At 58.9% G+C, this 18,420-nt stretch carries 15 protein-coding genes; 12 read left to right on the forward strand and 3 right to left on the reverse strand.

Features of this window, described 5'->3' with window-relative positions; all coding sequences use genetic code 11:
* Position 1: 1 nt before the first annotated feature.
* Positions 2-3,388, reverse strand: a complete 3,387-nt coding sequence (locus RY831_RS00060; protein ID WP_326504292.1) for a maltotransferase domain-containing protein — start codon at positions 3,386-3,388, stop codon at positions 2-4.
* A gap of 496 nt (positions 3,389-3,884) precedes the next feature.
* On the opposite strand from RY831_RS00060, the gene RY831_RS00065 reads away from it, so the two are divergent.
* Both RY831_RS00065 and RY831_RS00070 read left to right on the forward strand, forming a co-directional pair.
* On the forward strand, positions 3,885-4,967 hold the full coding sequence (locus RY831_RS00065; RefSeq protein WP_326504293.1) for a hypothetical protein: 1,083 nt from the start codon (positions 3,885-3,887) through the stop codon (positions 4,965-4,967).
* A gap of 641 nt (positions 4,968-5,608) precedes the next feature.
* Positions 5,609-7,159 (forward strand): alpha-amylase family glycosyl hydrolase, encoded by a 1,551-nt coding sequence (locus RY831_RS00070; protein ID WP_326504294.1) that lies wholly within the window; start codon positions 5,609-5,611, stop codon positions 7,157-7,159.
* Between the two features lie 96 nt (positions 7,160-7,255).
* Here the strand turns inward: RY831_RS00070 and RY831_RS00075 are convergent, their stop codons facing one another.
* Positions 7,256-8,173, reverse strand: coding sequence for a LysR family transcriptional regulator (locus RY831_RS00075; RefSeq protein WP_326504295.1), 918 nt, complete (start codon positions 8,171-8,173; stop codon positions 7,256-7,258).
* Between the two features lie 138 nt (positions 8,174-8,311).
* On the opposite strand from RY831_RS00075, the gene RY831_RS00080 reads away from it, so the two are divergent.
* The 9 genes from RY831_RS00080 (at position 8,312) to msrA (ending at position 17,009) form a co-directional block, all read left to right on the forward strand.
* The gene (locus RY831_RS00080; protein WP_326504296.1) at positions 8,312-8,968 is read left to right on the forward strand and encodes an HAD family hydrolase; all 657 of its coding nucleotides are present in this window, start codon (positions 8,312-8,314) and stop codon (positions 8,966-8,968) included.
* Positions 8,965-9,957, forward strand: coding sequence for a Bug family tripartite tricarboxylate transporter substrate binding protein (locus RY831_RS00085; RefSeq protein WP_326504297.1), 993 nt, complete (start codon positions 8,965-8,967; stop codon positions 9,955-9,957). The genes RY831_RS00080 and RY831_RS00085 overlap by 4 nt, the downstream gene beginning before the upstream one ends.
* 10 nt (positions 9,958-9,967) lie before the next feature.
* Positions 9,968-11,104, forward strand: coding sequence for a DSD1 family PLP-dependent enzyme (locus RY831_RS00090; protein WP_326504298.1), 1,137 nt, complete (start codon positions 9,968-9,970; stop codon positions 11,102-11,104).
* A complete protein-coding gene (locus RY831_RS00095) occupies positions 11,094-11,486 on the forward strand; it encodes a RidA family protein (RefSeq protein ID WP_326504299.1) in 393 nt (130 codons plus the stop codon). The genes RY831_RS00090 and RY831_RS00095 overlap by 11 nt, the downstream gene beginning before the upstream one ends.
* Positions 11,487-11,786: 300 nt before the next feature.
* A complete protein-coding gene (locus RY831_RS00100; protein ID WP_326504300.1) occupies positions 11,787-13,292 on the forward strand; it encodes a hybrid sensor histidine kinase/response regulator in 1,506 nt (501 codons plus the stop codon).
* 522 nt (positions 13,293-13,814) lie between these two features.
* Positions 13,815-14,279 carry a DUF2846 domain-containing protein gene (locus RY831_RS00105; RefSeq protein ID WP_326504301.1) on the forward strand — a complete coding sequence of 155 codons (465 nt, stop codon included), beginning with the start codon at positions 13,815-13,817 and terminating at the stop codon, positions 14,277-14,279.
* A gap of 460 nt (positions 14,280-14,739) precedes the next feature.
* Entirely contained in the window at positions 14,740-15,318 is a 579-nt protein-coding gene (locus RY831_RS00110; protein ID WP_326504302.1) for an NADPH-dependent FMN reductase, read from the forward strand.
* A gap of 245 nt (positions 15,319-15,563) precedes the next feature.
* On the forward strand, positions 15,564-16,166 hold the full coding sequence (locus RY831_RS00115) for a diguanylate cyclase (RefSeq protein ID WP_326504303.1): 603 nt from the start codon (positions 15,564-15,566) through the stop codon (positions 16,164-16,166).
* Positions 16,167-17,009: a peptide-methionine (S)-S-oxide reductase MsrA gene (msrA, locus tag RY831_RS00120; RefSeq protein ID WP_326504304.1), complete on the forward strand. Its 843-nt coding sequence runs from the start codon at positions 16,167-16,169 to the stop codon at positions 17,007-17,009.
* 69 nt (positions 17,010-17,078) lie between these two features.
* Here msrA and RY831_RS00125 read toward each other — a convergent pair whose 3' ends face one another.
* Positions 17,079-17,213, reverse strand: coding sequence for a hypothetical protein (locus RY831_RS00125; protein WP_326504305.1), 135 nt, complete (start codon positions 17,211-17,213; stop codon positions 17,079-17,081).
* 145 nt (positions 17,214-17,358) lie between these two features.
* Between RY831_RS00125 and RY831_RS00130 the strand changes: the two genes are divergently transcribed.
* The gene (locus RY831_RS00130; protein WP_326504306.1) at positions 17,359-18,417 is read left to right on the forward strand and encodes a type III polyketide synthase; all 1,059 of its coding nucleotides are present in this window, start codon (positions 17,359-17,361) and stop codon (positions 18,415-18,417) included.
* Positions 18,418-18,420: the final 3 nt, after the last annotated feature.

Genomic DNA, 18,420 nt, shown 5'->3' on the forward strand with positions numbered 1-18,420 from the left:
TTCAGGCTCCGGTTTGACTATTGTGGCTAGTTTGGCTGGTGTGGCTGGTGTGACGAACGCGCCAGATGGCATAGGGGCAAACAAAGGGGTCAAGCCTCAGCTGCTGGAATTTGCCATGCCAGCCGAAGCGGCTTCCGCCGACCAGGTCCTCGACTTCCAGCACGCCGTCGTCGGGCACGCCGAATTCCCACAGCGGCAGCTCCAGCGTCGCTTCATGCGCATTGAATGGATCGAGGTTGACGGCCACCATGACCACGTTGTCGCCGAAATGCTCGCAGCTGTCGGCCGGCGGCGTGGTCTTGATATAGAACAGGATGTTGTCGTTCGACGCCGGCAGGAAGCGGATGTTGAGATGCGTCTGCAGCGCCGGGTTTTCCTTTCTGATCCTGTTGAGCAAGGTGATTTCCTGGATGATGTTGCCGGGGCGCTGCCAGTCCCAGGCGCGAATCTCGTATTTTTCCGAATCCAGATATTCTTCCTTACCCGGGACCGGCGTGGCTTCACATAACTCAAACCCGCTGTACATTCCCCACAATCCCGACAGCGTGGTGGCCAGCGCCGTGCGGATCAGGAAGCCCGGGCGGCCGGATTTCTGCAGGAAGACCGGGTTGATGTCGGGCGTGTTGACGAAAAAGTGCGGACGGAAGAATTCCTTGACCGGGCTCTGGCTGAGCTCGGTCAGGTATTCGGTGAATTCTTCCTTGGTATGGCGCCAGGTGAAGTAGGTGTACGACTGCGAATAGCCGACCTTGGCCAGCCGGTACATCATCTTCGGCCGGGTAAAGGCTTCCGACAGGAAGATGGCGTCGGGATGGCGGGCCTTGACCTCACCGATCATCCATTCCCAGAACGGCAGCGGCTTGGTGTGCGGATTATCCACCCGGAATACCTTCACGCCCTCGTTGACCCAGAACAGCACCACGTCGCGCAGCGCGGTCCAGAGGCCGGGAATCGCGCCCTTCGCATAGAAATCGACATTGACGATGTCCTGGTACTTCTTCGGCGGATTCTCCGCATAGCGGATGGTGCCGTCGGGCCGCCAGGCGAACCAGTCGGGATGGTCCTTGAGCCAGGGATGGTCGGGCGAGCACTGGATCGCAAAGTCCAGCGCCAGCTCCAGCCCGTGCCGCGCCGCCTCGTCGCGCAGGCGGCGGAAGTCTTCCAGCGAGCCGAGCTGCGGATGGATGGCGTCGTGGCCACCCTCCTCGGCGCCGATCGCATACGGGCTGCCCGGATCGTCCGGCCCCGGCGTAAGGCTGTTGTTGCGGCCCTTGCGATGCTTGCTGCCGATCGGATGGATGGGCGGGAAATACAGCGTATCGAAGCCCATGGCCTGGATCGCCGGCAGGCGCTTGATGACATCGTCGAAAGTGCCGTGGCGCGCCGGATCGCCGCTCTGCGAGCGCGGGAACAGCTCATACCAGCTGGAGAAACGCGCGGCGGTGCGCTCGACTTCAATACGCATTGTCTGCACGCTGCGCACCGCGAACGGCCGCGCATCAGCCAGCCGCATCGCCTCGGCGGTCGGTTCCGACAGCAGCGCGGTGACGCGCTCGGCATCGCTGGCCGCGGTCTTCAGGCTGCCCGCCAGCGTCTTCAGATAGCCGAAGCTGGAAATGCCCCGACTCTCGGCATGGTCCGCCGCCGCCTGCACCAGCAGCCGGCCCTCCTCCAGTTCCACGCTGACGTTGAGTCCGGCGGCGGTCTTCTTTTCCAGCTCGTCGCGATAGGTGGCGAATACATCCTTCCAGGCTTCCACCGCGAACAGGTAACGGCCGATGCGGGTCAGCGCCAGCGGCGCGGCCCAGCGGTCATTGGACAGGAAGTGCATGCGGGTTTCCTGCCACTCGTCCTGGTCGGCGGCGCGCCACAGCAGCGCCACCGCCAGCTTGTCATGGCCGTCGACGAAGACGTCGGCTTCGATGTTCACCACTTCGCCCACGGTGCGCTTGACCGGGAAGCGGCCATCATCGCAGGCCGGCGAGATCGACTCGATCGCGATGCGCGGCGATTGCGCCGCCTTGGCGACGTCTTCGACAGTCTGCCGCGCCAGGATGGGCGGCAGACGGCGGGCCAGGTAGAGCTGGAAGTCCGCGGCCTCCAGCGTCACCGGCGCGGCGCTTTCCTTCGGGCTTTCCTTTGCGGCCGGCGCGGCGGACACCGGCGGCTTCCTGCGGTCGCTGTCGCGCATGCCGTCGCTGCCGGAGCCCGCTTCCTTGCTCATTTCCTTGCCCGTTTCCCTGCGCTCGACCGGCGCGGGCCAGAGCTTGCGCTCGCGCACGAAGCCGCCGGCGCGTTCCAGCAGCTGGCCCTCGTTGACCGCGCAGGCGCGCATCGGGTCGGAATTGGCCACCAGCAGCAGGGCTTCGGCGCCGTCGGGCGAGGCGCTTTCCCGCAGCAGCACCGCGATGCCGGATTCGACCGTGCTCATCATGCGTAGCCGGCCGCGATGGAAGCGCGCGCCGTGTTCGGCGATGAAGGCATTGGCTTCGCGCAGGTCCGCGCTCAGGTCGATGCCGCCCTCTTCCTGCTGGCTGCGATAGGCTGACTCGCCCGAGGCTCCGGATTCGAAGCCCTGCGGCACCAGGATGCCGTTGCCGGTGGCGGCCGCCATCCTCAGCGCGCGCTGATAAATGCGGCGGCGCGCCTCCGGCTCTTCATTGCCGGCCAGGCGCTCGATGACCGCTTCATTGGGACTGTCGGGAAACGCGATCGGCGGCGCGACGCGCTGCAGCCGCGCCTCCTCTTCCACCAGCCAGCGCGACCGGTAATCCCACCATGCACCGGAGGAGAAGGTGGCATCGAAGCCGCAACCGGCCAGTGCATCCATCTGCTGCGGGGTGCAGCCCGGCGTCCATGCCAGGAAGCGGACATCCGGCCGTTTGCCCTTCATCGCGCCGATCATGCAGGACCACAAGGCCGGCGGCGGTTCGGCGACCGAGGTGCAACGGAAGCCGGCGATGCCCGCCGCAACCCAGTTTTCCAGCCGCTGCTGCCAGTAGCCGCAGATACTGTCGAAAGCCGCCTTGTCGCCATAGCGCGGCACGCGCCGTATTTCCTGCAGGGGATCCCGGCGCGGGTCCGGCAGGTCGTCGTTGTTATCGCGCCGCTCGAACCAGTCGGGATGCCTTTCCAGCAGGACAGGATCGCTGCCGATGCTGCCGATGTCCAGGTCCAGCAGCACGTTCAGCTTGTGCCGCCCGGCGGCCTGCACGATAGCTCGCAAGTCATCAGGTTCGGCCTTCTCTCCCGCCTCGCGCACCAGCAGCACATGATCGAAGCCCAGCGCCGCGCATCGCTCGATGGCGCTGTTGAGCGAATCGCCCGCGCCGGCGCGCCGCAAGCTGATGGAATAAATTCTGGGCAGAAAAGGCATGGTTGTGGGCATTGTCGTCACTGCATCCTCTTTTTAAAAAAAGCGGCATTTCCGTATATGTTGCACTGGCGGAAAGGCTTCCGAAAAATCATTCCAAATAGAGCATCCAAACTGGCAATTTGTTCGCGGACTGAAATGCATAAATCGCAAGCTATCGCGGACTTGCTTGGTGTTTGCGTATCGCGGCGGAAATATTGGCCTGACTGATGCTTCCTACTTGTAGACAAGTCCGACCCGAAGCCGAGAAGCTGCGCACGATTTCATTAAAGCAAGAACTGCAGCGAACCACAATGTTGCCAATAAAAAGTACGCCTGCCTTCCTGTTTGATACATGGCACCCGAGGAACAACAACTTTCGAAGAGATCTTGCTCCTGAAACTGTTATCAACAAACCATCGGAAAAAAGAATAATTGTTTAATGGAACTACCGTTACCGCGAAGTCACTCATCTTTGAATCTAGTTCCAAAACACTCATCACTATTCATTGCAACATTGAAAGGTTTCGCCATGCGCCTCCTTAATAACAACATCAGTTTTTCTCTACTGAAGTTCATGGGGAGCGGCGCGCAGGGATCAAAGGTAACACCGGCTGATATCCAGAGCTCCATTCCGGCGAGTACGCTGCCTTCCGGAATGGAGTCCAGCCTCGGTGGGCGAACATCCGAATATGCAAAAGCCAAGGGCCGGACCATGGCCAAAAAACTGCGCACCATGTTCAAGAATTCCAAGGCGGAAAAATTGCCGCCATCGATTCCTCTGAATCCCGCTGTCGGGCTGCGCGAAGGACTGATAAATAGCCATAAGCGTTTCCAAGGGACGCATTCGGACATCAACAACGCCATGAAAAAATGGAAGGATGGGGACGAAACCTTGCACTTCCTGCTGAGACCCTTCGTCCAAGCGGTAAAGAAACAACCCGGAGTTCCCCAAACCTATGGACTGCGCTCCGGCGTGACCGGCCTGCAAGGCATGGCGACAATGGAGTGCGGCGCATCCAAAGAACTTCGCGATGCGGCGATCAACTTAAGCACGACACCGATTTTCATCATGAAATCGCCGGATGGAACGGAGAAAAAATATACGCTGTTGGACTTCGGCACCCCGGGCGAGCATGGGATCGGGAAGATTGACGACCTGAACCTGCCGAAGGAACAAAGAGCGCAAGTTGCGCAGCGTCTGGGACTTGCACTTACCGAACTGAGTAATCTTGGCAATGCCTATATCAAAAATGGAGCGGTTCCCGCGCCGCTCATGGATCGGGCCAATTGCGTCGTTCTTACCCCTCCTAGCTCAGACCCAGCACCGCGCAATTCACTACGCAGGCCGGACGCCAGGCCTAAAGGGCCAAGGCCTATGCCTATGCCTCGTCAGGCGGCACAGGAGACCAGACGCCCACCAGGAACAAGCCCAACCGAGGCGCAGGCATCAGTGCCTCGCGCCAATACGCCGAGCCTGGAGTTTTTGAGCACGCTTGCGGGGAGCTACCTGTCAGTCGAAGAATTGCAGCCGATACTCGACGACCCTAGCAAGCTGACCGACATGGCAGCGGTCCTCATCGAACGTCACAATCAGCATACGCAGGGTCGTTAAGCGAAAGCCGTGCACAAGCCTGGTGGATAAGGCACGCTTGACGCCCGCGCACAGCAGTTCCAGTACTCAAGGAATGGTTCATCGCTTTAAAACTGCGGTAGAAATTCGTATTGTTATTCTTGGGCTTTGCTTTTGTAATAGCGGTCGTTTTTCCCGATACCCTTCCTGGCACGCCTTGAATGCGCGTGTGCCGCTACCCCCACGGATTTGCTAGAGCGAATCCTCGTGCTGGACTTCAAAGCACCGCATCAGGTCTTCATGAGCTAATTACGATCTCATGAATTAATCAGCCCTTGCACTTCCTACATTTATCCATCCCCGCCCTCGCCCGCATCTACTCTTTCGCCCGACAATCTTGGCAAAACCGTCAGATCACAAAATCTCGGTCACTCGATGCCGCCCAAAACTTATCATTCATGGCTGCAAAATTGTTCTCGAATGGTTGCGCTTGGGGAACAAAACGCTCTGATCTTGCATCTAGGACATTGCGTATTTCCGGAAGTCAACGGATAGTAACGTTTATGCAGTCAACTAATAGTGATCGATATTGATAACAATGCATCCGTACGGTGCGGCCAGCCTTGCGGAATCAAGCCGACAACATTGATTGCACAGTGACCCTATGAGCATATGAGACAGTCATGATCATCTACCAGGTATATCCCCGCAGCTTCCAGGATTCGAACAACGACGGCATCGGCGACCTGGCCGGCATCGAACAGAAGCTTTCCTACATCAAGAGCCTTGGCGTCGACGCCATCTGGATCAGTCCCTTCTTCAAATCGCCGATGAAGGACTTCGGCTATGACGTGTCGGACTATCGCGCGGTCGATCCCATCTTCGGCACGATGGAAGACTTCAAGAGTCTGATGAAGCGGGCAAAGGCGCTGGACCTCGGCATCATCGTCGACATGGTCATTTCGCACACCTCGGAAGAGCATGCCTGGTTCAAGCAGAGCCGTGCCAAGGAAAACAACAAGTCGGACTGGTACCTGTGGGCCGATCCGAAACCCGACGGCAGCCCGCCGAACAACTGGGTCTCGGTATTCGGCGGCTCCGCGTGGCGCTGGGATGCTGAGCGGCGCCAGTACTACTTCCATTCATTCTTTTCCAGCCAGCCCGACCTCAACATGCACAATGCCGAAGTGCAGGCCGCGGTGCTGAAGGAAATGGACTTCTGGCTGGACATGGGCGTATCGGGCTTCCGCTTCGACGCCTGCAACCATATCTTCCAAGACCAGCTGCTGCGCAACAATCCGCCGCGCGAGGATACCAGCGCGGCGCTGCATCCCTACGGTTTCCAGCTGCATATCTATGACCAGGCCCGTCCCGAGATGGACGCCTTCCTGGAAAAGATACGCAAGCTGCTCGATGCCTACGGCGCCTTCAGCCTGGCCGAAGTCGGCGGACACGATGCGCTCAAGCTGATGGGCCAGTACACCAGGCCCGGCCGCCTGCACTCGGCCTACAGCTTCGCGCTGATGCAGCCCGACAGCAGCGCGCCCTACGTGCGCAATGTGATCACCACGCTGGAAGAAAGCATCAGGCCGCCCGGTTCGCCCTGCTATGCATTGAGCAATCACGACAAGCCGCGCGTGGCGAGCCGCTGGCTCAACGGCCGCGACCCGGATCAGAATGCGAAACAGGCGCTGGCCCTTCTGTTCGCGATGCGCGGCGACATCTGCCTCTACCAGGGCGAAGAGCTCGGCCTGCCCCAGGCGGACGTGCCCTACGAACGCTTGCAGGACCCGTTCGGCAAGACTTTCTGGCCCAAGTTCAAGGGCCGCGACGGCTGCCGCACGCCCATGCCATGGACCGATGCGCCGCATGGAGGCTTCAGCCGTGCAGAGCCGTGGCTGCCGGTAGATCCGGTGCACATCGAAATGAACGTCGACAGGCAGGACTCCGACAAGGATTCCATTCTCAACTTCGCGCGCCAGATGATCCTGCTGCGCAAGACACGGCCGGAATTCAGCCAGGGCGGCATCACGCTTCTCGATGCGCCGGATGGCGTGCTTGCTTTCTCCCGCATGCATGAAGGCTCGGAAATCGTGTGCCTGTTCAACATGGACGTGAAGGAAAAGAGCGTGGCGCCAGTCGATGTAGGCACCGTCATCATGAGCAGGAACATGATGGTTGACGGCCGTACCGTGAAACTGGACGTGAGCGGGTTCTGCTTCCTGCAGGGCTAGCCGCTCCTATCGTCCTGACATCCGGAACACAGGCGGCGCATCGTCATATCGATTGCCGGCTATGCCGCCCGGCCTAGCCGGCGGCATTCTCCGGCCTCACCATGGTTTCGTCGATGCGAACCTGAGCTTGATGAAGTCGAGGAACTGGGCAACGCGCGCGGAAATTCCCTTGCGGGCGGGCGTAAGAGCCACGATGTCCGCCGAGTCGAAGTCCCAATCGGAAAGCAGGCGCTTAAGGGTACCGCTCCGGACAAGCGGCGCGACATCCCATTCCGAGCGCAACATCACCCCCAACCCGTTCACCGCCCAGTTGCGGATGACCTCGCCATCATTGCTGGTCAGGCTGGTGGCCACGCGTATCGCCTCACGCCTGCCGCCGCGCCCTTTCGCGTTGGACCGGGGCCGGAAATGCCAAAGCGTGACGTCTTCATCGTTTTCACGCAGGCACAGGCAGCGGTGCTGCAATAGCTCCGCCGGATTGCTTGGTTCGCCGTAGGTCTTCAGGTACTTCGGACTTGCGCAGATCCACCGTTCATTGCGTGCAATGCTGTGACCGATCCAGGAAGTGTCGCGAATATTGCCGATGTGGATAACGACATCCGCATCCTGGTTTTGCGCCCACGGGTTTTCAGCAAGTTCGAGGCCTATCCGCAGTCCCGGGTTGGACATCGAGAACTCCGCAATCAGTGGCGCAATATGCAAGCGCCCGAATCCGAACGGGGCAACGATCTTCAGCGGCCCCGCCAGCGCCCTGCCTTCCGAGCCCAAGGCTTCGGGAAGCGCCCTGAGCCTTTCCAGGGTTGCTTTCGCTTCAACCACCAGGTGCTCGCCCTCGGCCGTGAATCGCAGATTCCTGGCATTACGAACCACAAGGCTGACCTTGAGTTCGCCTTCAAGACGCTTCAGTCGCATGGAAAGCGCACTCGGCGTGAGGTCCAGCGCACGCGCCGCCGCGGTTAAAGACCCGGTCCGGTTCAGCGCCTCGAACAATTCAAGATCCTCAATCCTTATCATTCAATTTTCCTTAAGCATAGTTCGCGTGTAGCTTAAACCAAACTGACGATTCGCTGCCTATACTTTTGTCCGTGGGGTCCATGAAAAGACCCGGACGCTGCTGTTCCCCGATCAACCTCCACTGAAGGCAAACGTCGAATGAAATCGCACAGCGATAAAGCCCCTGAATTTCCAAAAGCAGTTCTTTTCGATTTACTTACCGCCCTGCTGGACTCGTGGAGTGCCTGGAACGCCGCGGCCGGTTCGGAGCAATCGGGAAGGACGTGGCGAGCGGAATATCTGCGACTGACGTATGGATGCGGCGCCTACATTCCGTACGAGATACTCGTACGGCGCGCGGCGGAGAACACCGGCCTTGGCACAGACGCCGCGGACCGCCTCGAGTCGGAATGGGAAACCTTGCCGGTATGGAGCGGCGCCAACGAAGTGCTTTCCCAGCTATCGGGCAAGACGAAACTGGCGGTCGTCACCAATTGCTCCACGCGCCTGGGACGCGTTGCCGCCGAACTCCTGAATGTCAAGTGGGACTGCGTCGTAACAGCCGAGGAGGCCGGATACTACAAGCCTGACATCCGGCCTTATCGCATGGCGCTCGACAGCATGGGTGTCGGAGCCTCCGAAGCAGCGTTTGTTGCAGGCTCTGCATATGACCTCTTCGGAACCTCCAAAGTCGGCTTGCGAACCTATTGGCACAATCGCGTCGGACTGCATAGGCCGGAGGGTGCGCCCGAGGCGGATTTCGAATCGCAGACGCTGGACAAGTTGATCCCGTGGCTCAAAGGAGAAGCACGATGAACGGCACGACAACCCTGAAATCACTTGTTGCCATCGCCTTCCCTTGCCTGCTGTTGGCCGGGCCGGTCGGAGCGCAGGCGCGATATCCGGACAAGCCCGTAACGATAGTCGTGCCATTCGCGGCGGGCGGACCAAGCGACGCCTTGGCCCGTGCGGTCGCACAGCAGATGACCAAGTCCCTCGGGCAGCAGTTTATCGTTGAGAACGTCGGCGGCGCGGGAGGAACGATAGGATTGAACAAGGTGGTCAAAGCCGCGCCGGATGGATATACGCTAGGTTTCGGCACCAACGGCACGCATGTCGCCAATGTCGCCCTGTACAAGAAACTGCCCTACGATCCTCAAAAGGATTTTGTACCCATTGGACTGATTGGCAGTGCGCCATTGGTGCTTCTGGCCCGCTCCTCGCTTCCCGTTTCAAACCTGAAGGAATTCGTCGACTATGTGCGCGTGAACCGGGCCAAGATGTCTTACAGAAGCGCGGGCACCGGCTCCATCTCTCATGCAGGTTGCGTGATGCTGCTCTCGGCCTTGAAGGCGGATGTGATCCATGCGCCATATCGCGGAGTCGGCCCAGCCATGAATGATCTGATGGGTGGCCAGATTGACTTCATGTGCGATCAGACCACAACCGCGCTTCCTCAAATCGCCGGCGGCAAGATAAAAGCGGTCGCAGCACTAAGCGCCCAGCGCGTGCCGCAATTGCCAGGCGTTGCGACGGCGGCGGAGTCGGGCTACGCCGGCATAGATCTCCGTTCATGGAATGCCTTGTTTGTACCCAAGGGGACGCCGGCAACTATCGTGACAACGCTTCAGGATGGCCTTGCCAACGCGTTGCGCAATCAGGATTTCGCCACGCAAATGCAAAAGGTGGGCGTCGAGGTGGCGAGCGGCAAAGGGGCTGCGCCTGGTGCCGTGACGGATCTGATTTCCCACGGCATAGCCACCGAAGTCCCCGAATTGAAAACCCGCGTCGAATATCTTGATTAAAGGAAGAGTCGTGACCAACCATTCCGCATTGCCAACGCCGTCGGCTTTGATCGATGAAAAAAAAATGTCCTGCAACATAGACCGCATGCAGCGTCGTATCGCCGAGCTCGGTCCGCGTTTCCGCCCGCATGTGAAAACCTCAAAATGCCTTGAAGTCGTCCAACGCCAGCTTGCCGCGGGAGCGCAAGGCATCACCGTATCGACGTTGAAGGAAGCGGAGAACTTTTTTGCCGCGGGGATCGACGACATACTTTACGCAGTATGTCTTGCACCGAACAAAATCGAGCAGGCAGCCTCGCTGATCGACCGGGGATGCAGGCTTACCGTTGTCGTTGATTCAGCGGCGGCAGCGGGCATGATCTCGGCCAGGAAGACGCCACTTGGCAAGACATTTCGAACCATGATCGAAGTCGATACCGATGGACATCGCTCCGGTATCCGGCCGCAGAGCGAAGAACTCCTGGAGATCGGGAAGATACTTGCGGGCGGCATTGCCGAACTCGCAGGCGTGATGACGCACGCCGGCAGCTCGTACGATGTCGATACGCTCGAGGCGCTCCAGGAAATCGCGGAGCAGGAGCGACGGTTGTGCGTCCTTGCTGCCGAACGCCTGCGAGGCGCTGGCTACGATTGCCCCGAAGTGAGTATCGGTTCGACTCCCACTGCACTGTCGGCCCGTTCTCTCGAAGGGGTGACAGAGGTAAGAGCCGGCGTGTATGTCTTCTTCGATCTGGTCATGAAGAATGTAGGCGTGTGCGGGATCGACGACATCGCACTCTCGGTGGCAACAACGGTGATTGGTCATCAGCCTGAAAAGGGATGGGCGATCGTCGACGCGGGCTGGATGGCCATGAGCCGGGACAGGGGAACCCAGAAACAAAAGAAAGACTATGGTTATGGCGCCGTGTGCGACATCTCGGGTGCCGTCATTCCTGGCTTCATGCTGGCCAGCGCCAACCAGGAGCACGGCATCCTGGCAGCGGAGAACGGGATCGCCGCGCAAGACATCGCCCGGATTTTCCCGATCGGAACGCAGCTGCGCATCCTGCCTAACCATGCATGCGCGACAGGCGCGCAATTCCCCGAATACCGAACAATAAATAACGACGGCTCCACGGCTGTCTGGGAGAGATTCCATGGATGGTAAGCCCACCCCCGTGATACCCGGAGGCATGGCGGAGCCTGCGGGACACTACAGTCATGCAGTAACTTGCGGCGGCCTGGTTTATATTTCAGGCCAGCTTCCCATCGCACCCGACGGCACGAAACTGGCGTCCGAACCGTTTGCCAAACAGGCAGCCCAAGCGCTTGCCAACGTGGAAGCGATACTGGATACGGCAGGCGCTTCGGTCTCCAGCCTGGTGCAGGTCAGAATCTACATTGCAGACATCGGACTATGGCCCGACTTCAATGAAATCTATGCACGCTGGTGCGGACAGGCGAAGCCGGCGCGTGCAGTGGTACCCGTTCCGCATCTGCACTACGGCTGTGCCTTGGAAATTGAAGCTGTAGCGGCAATCATCGCTTAATTCAAACCACCTGGAGCGCAAGGACGCCAGCCTGCTGCTTGATCGTTCAGCATCCCGATCTTGGGACCGGCGTCCTTGGAAAGCTGCGCTGCGGCGTTGAGGCGGCATCGATGCCTTCGCTTCTGTCGGCCATCATTATCCATCGCCACGAGCTAGTTGCCTGTTGCCTTTTACTTGTTGTCGCAGGAGTACTGCAGAGAATTTCCGGGATCAGGCATAATTCCACCTATCCCTAATTTGCGAGCTTAGAGCGAGTTGCTCCCGCCACTTCGCGCGCTTACCCTGCAAGGACGCGTCGGCGTGGAATCCAAACTTCCTGATGTAAAAGACATTGCGCTGGCCATCGCCGAAAACTCGGCTCAAGGCATTGTCGTCATGAGCGAAAACGGGCATTGCCTTTTTGCCAATCGCGCGTGGACCGAAGTCACGGGCTTTACGGCAGACGACATGAATGGAAAACCGGTTCATGACTGGGTCCATCACCATCACCCGGATGGCCGGCCCTTCCCCATTCATGAGTGCCCGATCGGCTGCATCCTGGGGAGTAGCGCGAGCGTGCGCAATCACCGCGACCTGTTCTTCCGCAAGAACGGCTCGCCTTTCCATGTTTCCTGCTCCGCCAGCCCGATCATCATCGATGGCGTGCCGGTCCTGAAAATCCTCGAGATTCGGGACGTTTCCGCAGAAGTGGAACTGGACAAACGCAAGGATGAATTCCTGGCGATGCTTGCTCACGAACTGCGCAATCCGCTGGCGCCGATTTCGGCAGCCGCAGACCTGCTGTTGCTGGGTCGACTTGATGGCACGGGAATCCACCAGTGCAGCAAGATCATTGCCCGGCAGGTCGGCCACATGACCGGTCTGATCAATGACCTGCTTGATGTTTCACGCGTGACGCAGGGGCTGGTTGAACTCCGGAAGGAAAACCAGGATATCCGGACGGTCATCGCCGAAGCGATTGAACAGGTCCGTCCATTCGTCGATAGCCGTCGCCACTGGATAGCGGTGAACACTCCGCCGGAAGCGGCTTTGGTGCATGGCGACCGCAAACGCCTGGTGCAGGTCTTTGCGAACGTGCTCGGCAATTCGGCGAAATATACGCCCGACGGCGGCGAGATTGAGGTCAGCATCGAAACACTGCCCGAGACGGTGCAAATCATGATTGCAGACAACGGCATCGGCATGACGCCGGAAATGTGCCAGTCGGCCTTCGACCTGTTCACCCAGGCGGAGCGTACGTCGGATCGTGCGCAGGGCGGTCTGGGAATCGGCCTCGCGCTTGTACGCAGCCTGATCACCCTGCACGACGGCACGGTGACGATGCATAGCGAGGGCTCCGGTACGGGCACCACTGTTACCGTCAGCCTGCCTAAGCTGGCAATCGGCGCCGGCATGGCACTCGAGGAGCGGAGGCATGTCTCGATCGCCGCTGCGAGGCGGCCCCTGAACATCATGGTGGTGGAAGACGGCCGGGATGCCGCGCAAACGCTTGGTATGCTGCTGAAGGAATTCGGGCATGCGGTCTGGCTTGAACATGATCCTTACATGGCATTGGAAGCTGCCCGCGGCGCGGTCTATGATGCGTTTCTGATCGACGTGGGACTTCCCGGCATGGACGGCATGGAGCTGGCACGCCGGATCCGGTTGCAGCCACGGCACGCGCAAACGCTGATGATTGCGGTGACCGGCTATGGCCAGACGTACGACAGGCAAAACGCAATCGCAGCCGGCTTCGACCACTACCTCATCAAACCCCTCAACCTGCGTCAGCTCACCGACATTCTCGACCTCGCAGCCGCAGATTGAGCCCGCAATCTGCGGCTGCCATGGGGTATAGGCAGCACAGGTGGCTGATAGCGGGATGAATCTTGTCGCGTGAATTCATTGAGGAAGCAGGAGATGATGCTGTTTAACGCATCGCTGAGCTCCGACGCTCCATGCCGCTTAAATCAACGTTGGACACGCCCCGCATTTTCAATGCGGCGCCGACCGGACTCTTAAGACCGCTCCACTTCATCCATGGGCGATGGAGGTCTGGACCCTCGCTCAATGCAGCCGAAGAACTCTCGAGCACAGCGCACCGAGGTTGGATGATGGAGACCCTAGCTCATCCCATGTTCTGGGTATATCTTTACCAATTGCTCTATGGCAGCATGCCGTGATCTAGGATCTGGCGTGACCGGCGCCCCTTCCGGATTATTGTCGCCTTTTCAATAGGTAATCAAGCCGATCAGCTTATTGAAGATCTGCCATCTGTTATCCACCGACCCGCCGAGAGCGGGCATACATCAACTCAAACCTTCAATACTCAATCCAGGTATAAACTGAATGAAGATCATCTACGTCCTAACAATCACCGCCACGCTTCTCTTTTCCGGATGTGCTTCTGTAGAGATGGCCTCAAAGGAAGATGCAGCTAAAGCGAAGGAATTTAATCCGCCGAGTCAGGGCAATGCCGGCGTATACATCTATCGTGACAGCTTCGTTGGCAAGGCTCTCAAGAAGGATGTATGGATTGACGGAAAATGCATTGGAGAGAGTGCACCGGATGTATTTTTCTATACGGAGGTAGAGGGCGGGAAAAATCACAAGGTCGACACGGAATCCGAGTTTTCGCCGAATACACTTGATTTAATGTTCGAGACGGGGAAGAACTACTTCATTCGGCAATTCATCAAGATGGGTGTATTTGTTGGCGGCGCGGGATTAGAGCAGATCCCGGAAGAGCAAGGAAAAATAGCGGTTGCCAAGCTGGAAATGGCTAAACCGGGAAAGTGCAGCCCGACCCAATAACCGCGGGCCCTAACACGCCATGGGAGCTGATGGAGACAATCGGCCAGTCAAGCGCCGCCGAGCCTATGCTTGCTACTCATTCAGGGCCGATCACCGGAACCTGCAGCAGAACACCAAACGGTTTGCGGCGAACGGCAAACGCTTGAAATTCTCCCCATCGTCGTGAATGTAAGCCGATGGACAGCGCGAGCCGTCAGCATGCCAATTGGTATGCCGAGTCAGGCCTCATGGCGATCACTACGACCGCACCTTGCCAACCCGGCGATTCACCTGGGGCATCAATCCAATTCCCGTGCCGGCCTGGTCTCGGGCCGGTCGCAACTCTCAATGCGCCTCGCACGCATTTTCCTGCGAACACTCCCGTCATATCAATTCGAACGCCACCCATCCCTTGACCTCAACTTTACTTTAGGTTTTACACTTCCCATTATTCCAGGACATCGACCAAGAAGGAGGTGCAATGAATAAACGGATTCGTGTGGCAATCATCTATGGCAGCGCGCGTGAAGGACGGCTGTGTGATCGGCTGGTGGAATGGGTCCGTGGGCAGATGGCGGATCAATCCATGTTCGATATCGAGTTGATTGATCCCCGGGCAATGGCCCCTGGCTGGAATGCTCCCGGCTCAAGGGAAGACGGCTTGTCGCGCCTCAAAATGCTCATCGGCGAAGCGGACGCCTTCGTCGTGGTGACGCCCGAATACAACCATGGATATCCGGCGCCGCTGAAAGAGATCATCGACGCCGCTTACCAGGAATGGAATGCGAAGGTGGTCGGGTTTGTCTCGTATGGCGGCACTTCGGGCGGCATACGGGCAGTGGAACAGTTGCGGCAGGTCTTCGCCGAGTTGCACGTTGCCACGGTCCGGGACGGAGTCAGCGTTGCCAACGTGTGGGATCGGATCGGTGCGGATGGAAAACTGGTGCCGACCGAGTCCATCGAAAATGCGCTTTCCAGGATGATGAAACAGCTTGCCTGGTGGGCCTACGCCTTGCGCGACGCACGCACAGCCACGCCCTATCGTGAGATCGTCCAATGAGTCGTTGCAGATCCGGCCCGAAAATATGTTGGGCCGGATCCCCTCACCCCGACCCTCTCCCAGAGGTTGAGGGTGAGATCAGCGCCCCGAAAAATGAACCATTTTTCGGGCCGAATCAATAAATGCCGGTTTCCATCCCGGTCAGCTCTGGCGAATTGTCATGAAGTACTGTCTGCAGAGAACTTGTCAGTTCAATTAGTCTCCAAATTTTGCTCGTCGCAGTGTTCAGTATCAGCGGAGGCCTAATGACGTTGCCGAACTTGATGGTCAACTCCATCCTTTATTTTTTCATTCCCTTGTGGATCATCGTCGGCTTCGGTGACTGGCTATTCCATCGCATCACGAAAATCAGCGAGACCTCCGGCGTCAAGGAATCGCTGCTGCATCTCCTGATGCTCAGCGAAATCGGCATACCCTTGCTGATGGGCCTGTTCCTTGAAATCAATGCACTGGTCCTGGGCATTATGCTTATCGGATTTCTTGCGCATGAAGCGACCGTTCTGTGGGACCTGCGGTATGCGGTCGACAAGCGAACCATCCTTCCCGGCGAGCAAGTCATTCACAGCTTCCAGGAACTGCTTCCGCTGATGATGCTTGTGCTGCTTGTCTTTCTGCATTGGGAACAATTCGTCGCGCTGGTTTCGATGAACGGCCAAGCCGATTTTCAGCTCCGGATGAAGGAGAACCCGCTTCCGCCGTCTTACCTTGCGGGAGTCATTGCAGGCGCCGGCCTCCTGATCGCCTTGCCTTACATGGAAGAATTCTGGCGCTGCTATAGTGCCTCGGACAGACGGCGCGTGGTGATGAACAAGCCTGCGGAGAGACTGATGCCCGGACGGGATGCATGAATGTCGCGGGTGATCGGGGCTTCAATAAAAGCAGGACCCGGCCCGGCGCGGCCGCAACTCTATCTTGCTGACAGCCCGGGCAGCATCGTTCCCGATGCCGTCGACATGCTGCCGCAGCCTGCCGGCGAAGACATGAAACTTAACAGCGTTCAACGCAATTCCGAATCAAGGACAGCTATGTTCAAGAAACTGCTATCAGGCATCGGGGCATTCAAGCAGCGCATGCCGCAAGCGCAGAATGCCTTGCCGGGACGCGCCGCACCGCTCCCGTTGCACAATGCCCACTTTGTCCATGGTCGTGAATTGGCCGGTAGATTTCCCGAAGGCCTGTTGTCGGCGTACTTCGGCATGGGTTGCTTCTGGGGAGTCGAACGGCTCTTCTGGGCGGAGCCAGGCGTACACACGACGGCAGTCGGATATGCCGGCGGATTCACCCCTAACCCGACGTATCGGGAAGTTTGTTCCGGCGAGACCGGACATGCCGAAGTGGCGCTTGTCGTGTATGACCCGGCGGTTTGCCCGTTCGACAGACTATTGAAGATTTTCTGGGAAAACCATGATCCGACACAGGGCATGCGGCAAGGCAATGACATGGGCACGCAGTACCGGTCCGCAATCTACTGCACCGAGGGCGGTCAATACGCGGCGGCTGAAGCGAGCATGACGCGCTTCCAGGCGCAGCTTTCCCATGCGGGCCTGGGACAAATCACGACGCAACTCGTCTATCCCGCTCCACCCTTCTATTATGCCGAGGACGATCACCAGCAATACTTGGCGAAGAACCCCGGAGGGTATTGCGGCCTGCAGGGGACCGGACTGACCTGTTCCATTCCGCAGAGTTAGCCAACTCAGCCAAGTCAGCCGATTCCGTTGAATCCGCTGGAGCAGTCTTAGGCGGACGGGCAGATTTCTTCAGTTATGTAAAAGGCCTGGTCGCAAGGCAATTCGAACCAACTCGTGGCGCGGTTGTCCGATTTTCATCGCAGCATAAATAAACGAAACATTGCGGCAGACGATCGTCCATGCGAAGTCTGCAATCGGCGGCATGCAGGTTTCCTGATTTTCGATCAAGACGGTTTTTCAACGGCGCCAGCGGCATGCCGGGCAGCGTATGGATGCTATTACCTGCGGATATGGACGGTACCGGAATTTCCCTCTGGAGCACAATCATGCTTGATACTCAAATATAAAAATGTTTATCAACGGAATAGAAACGGCCGTACCGGAACATCGTTACTCGAAGATCGAATGCTGGGACGCATTTCAGCGATCCGAATGGTTCAACCGTTTGGGACCGCGCGCGCATGCCGTCGCCCAGGCGGTGCTTCTGCGCGACAACGGCATCGAAACCCGCCACCTTGCGCTTGACTCGCTCGACGAAGTGTTCGATATCGAACCGAACGCCCTGCATGCACGCTTCCTTTCCAATGCTCCGCAGCTGGCCCGGCAAGCGGGGATGGGCGCACTGGAACGTTCCGGCCTGCGGCCCTCCAGCATCGATGCGGTCGTGGTCAGCACCTGCACCGGTTATCTTTGCCCCGGACTCAGCGGCTATGTCATCGAAGCGCTGGGTTTGCGCCCCGACGTGCAAGCCTTCGATCTGGTCGGCCAGGGCTGCGCCGCGGCGCTGCCGAATATGCGGTTGTCCAATTCGTTGCTGGCGGCGGGCCAATGCAATCATGTGCTGTCCGTCTGCGTGGAGGTCTGCAGCGCCGCGATGTATCTCGACGAGGACCCGGGCGTACTGATCAGCGCCTGCCTGTTCGGCGACGGCGCGGGCGCCATGGTCCTTTCCCGGCGGCCTCAGGAGCATCTGCGGCAAATCGAATGGATGCATGCGGAGTCGCTCATCGCCACCGCGGAGCGCGATGCCCTGAAGTTCGAAGAACGGGACGGCCTGCTGCGCAATATCCTGACCCGCCAGGTGCCGAGCCTGGCCGCGCACTACGCGGAACAGGTTCTCGACACCGCGCTGCGCCGCGTGGACATGCGCCGCAGCGACATCGGCACCTGGATCATGCACCCCGGCGGACGGGACGTGCTGCATGCGCTTGAAAAGCAGATGGGCCTGGCCCGGCATGATCTGCGCTACAGCGCGGCGGTCCTTCGCGACTATGGCAACCTGAGCAGCGCATCGGTCTATTTCGTGATGAAGGAGGCCCTGCGCGATCATTGCGAACCCGGTGCATGGTGGCTGTCGTCCTTCGGCGCCGGACTGAGCTGCCACGGCGCGCTGCTCAAGGTTGCCTAGTGG

Source organism: Noviherbaspirillum album (assembly GCF_035916955.1).
GTDB classification, from domain to species: Bacteria; Pseudomonadota; Gammaproteobacteria; order Burkholderiales; family Burkholderiaceae_D; genus Noviherbaspirillum; species Noviherbaspirillum album.

Excerpts from the sequence above, each read along its gene's own strand:
- RY831_RS00060 (WP_326504292.1), bottom strand. The coding sequence starts at position 3,388 with ATGCCCACAACCATGCCTTTTCTGCCCAGAATTTATTCCATCAGCTTG.
- RY831_RS00065 (WP_326504293.1), top strand. The coding sequence starts at position 3,885 with ATGCGCCTCCTTAATAACAACATCAGTTTTTCTCTACTGAAGTTCATG.
- RY831_RS00070 (WP_326504294.1), top strand. The coding sequence starts at position 5,609 with ATGATCATCTACCAGGTATATCCCCGCAGCTTCCAGGATTCGAACAAC.
- RY831_RS00075 (WP_326504295.1), bottom strand. The coding sequence starts at position 8,173 with ATGATAAGGATTGAGGATCTTGAATTGTTCGAGGCGCTGAACCGGACC.
- RY831_RS00080 (WP_326504296.1), top strand. The coding sequence starts at position 8,312 with ATGAAATCGCACAGCGATAAAGCCCCTGAATTTCCAAAAGCAGTTCTT.
- RY831_RS00085 (WP_326504297.1), top strand. The coding sequence starts at position 8,965 with ATGAACGGCACGACAACCCTGAAATCACTTGTTGCCATCGCCTTCCCT.
- RY831_RS00095 (WP_326504299.1), top strand. The coding sequence starts at position 11,094 with ATGGATGGTAAGCCCACCCCCGTGATACCCGGAGGCATGGCGGAGCCT.
- RY831_RS00105 (WP_326504301.1), top strand. The coding sequence starts at position 13,815 with ATGAAGATCATCTACGTCCTAACAATCACCGCCACGCTTCTCTTTTCC.
- RY831_RS00110 (WP_326504302.1), top strand. The coding sequence starts at position 14,740 with ATGAATAAACGGATTCGTGTGGCAATCATCTATGGCAGCGCGCGTGAA.
- RY831_RS00115 (WP_326504303.1), top strand. The coding sequence starts at position 15,564 with ATGACGTTGCCGAACTTGATGGTCAACTCCATCCTTTATTTTTTCATT.
- msrA (WP_326504304.1), top strand. The coding sequence starts at position 16,167 with ATGTCGCGGGTGATCGGGGCTTCAATAAAAGCAGGACCCGGCCCGGCG.
- RY831_RS00125 (WP_326504305.1), bottom strand. The coding sequence starts at position 17,213 with ATGCCGCCGATTGCAGACTTCGCATGGACGATCGTCTGCCGCAATGTT.
- RY831_RS00130 (WP_326504306.1), top strand. The coding sequence starts at position 17,359 with ATGTTTATCAACGGAATAGAAACGGCCGTACCGGAACATCGTTACTCG.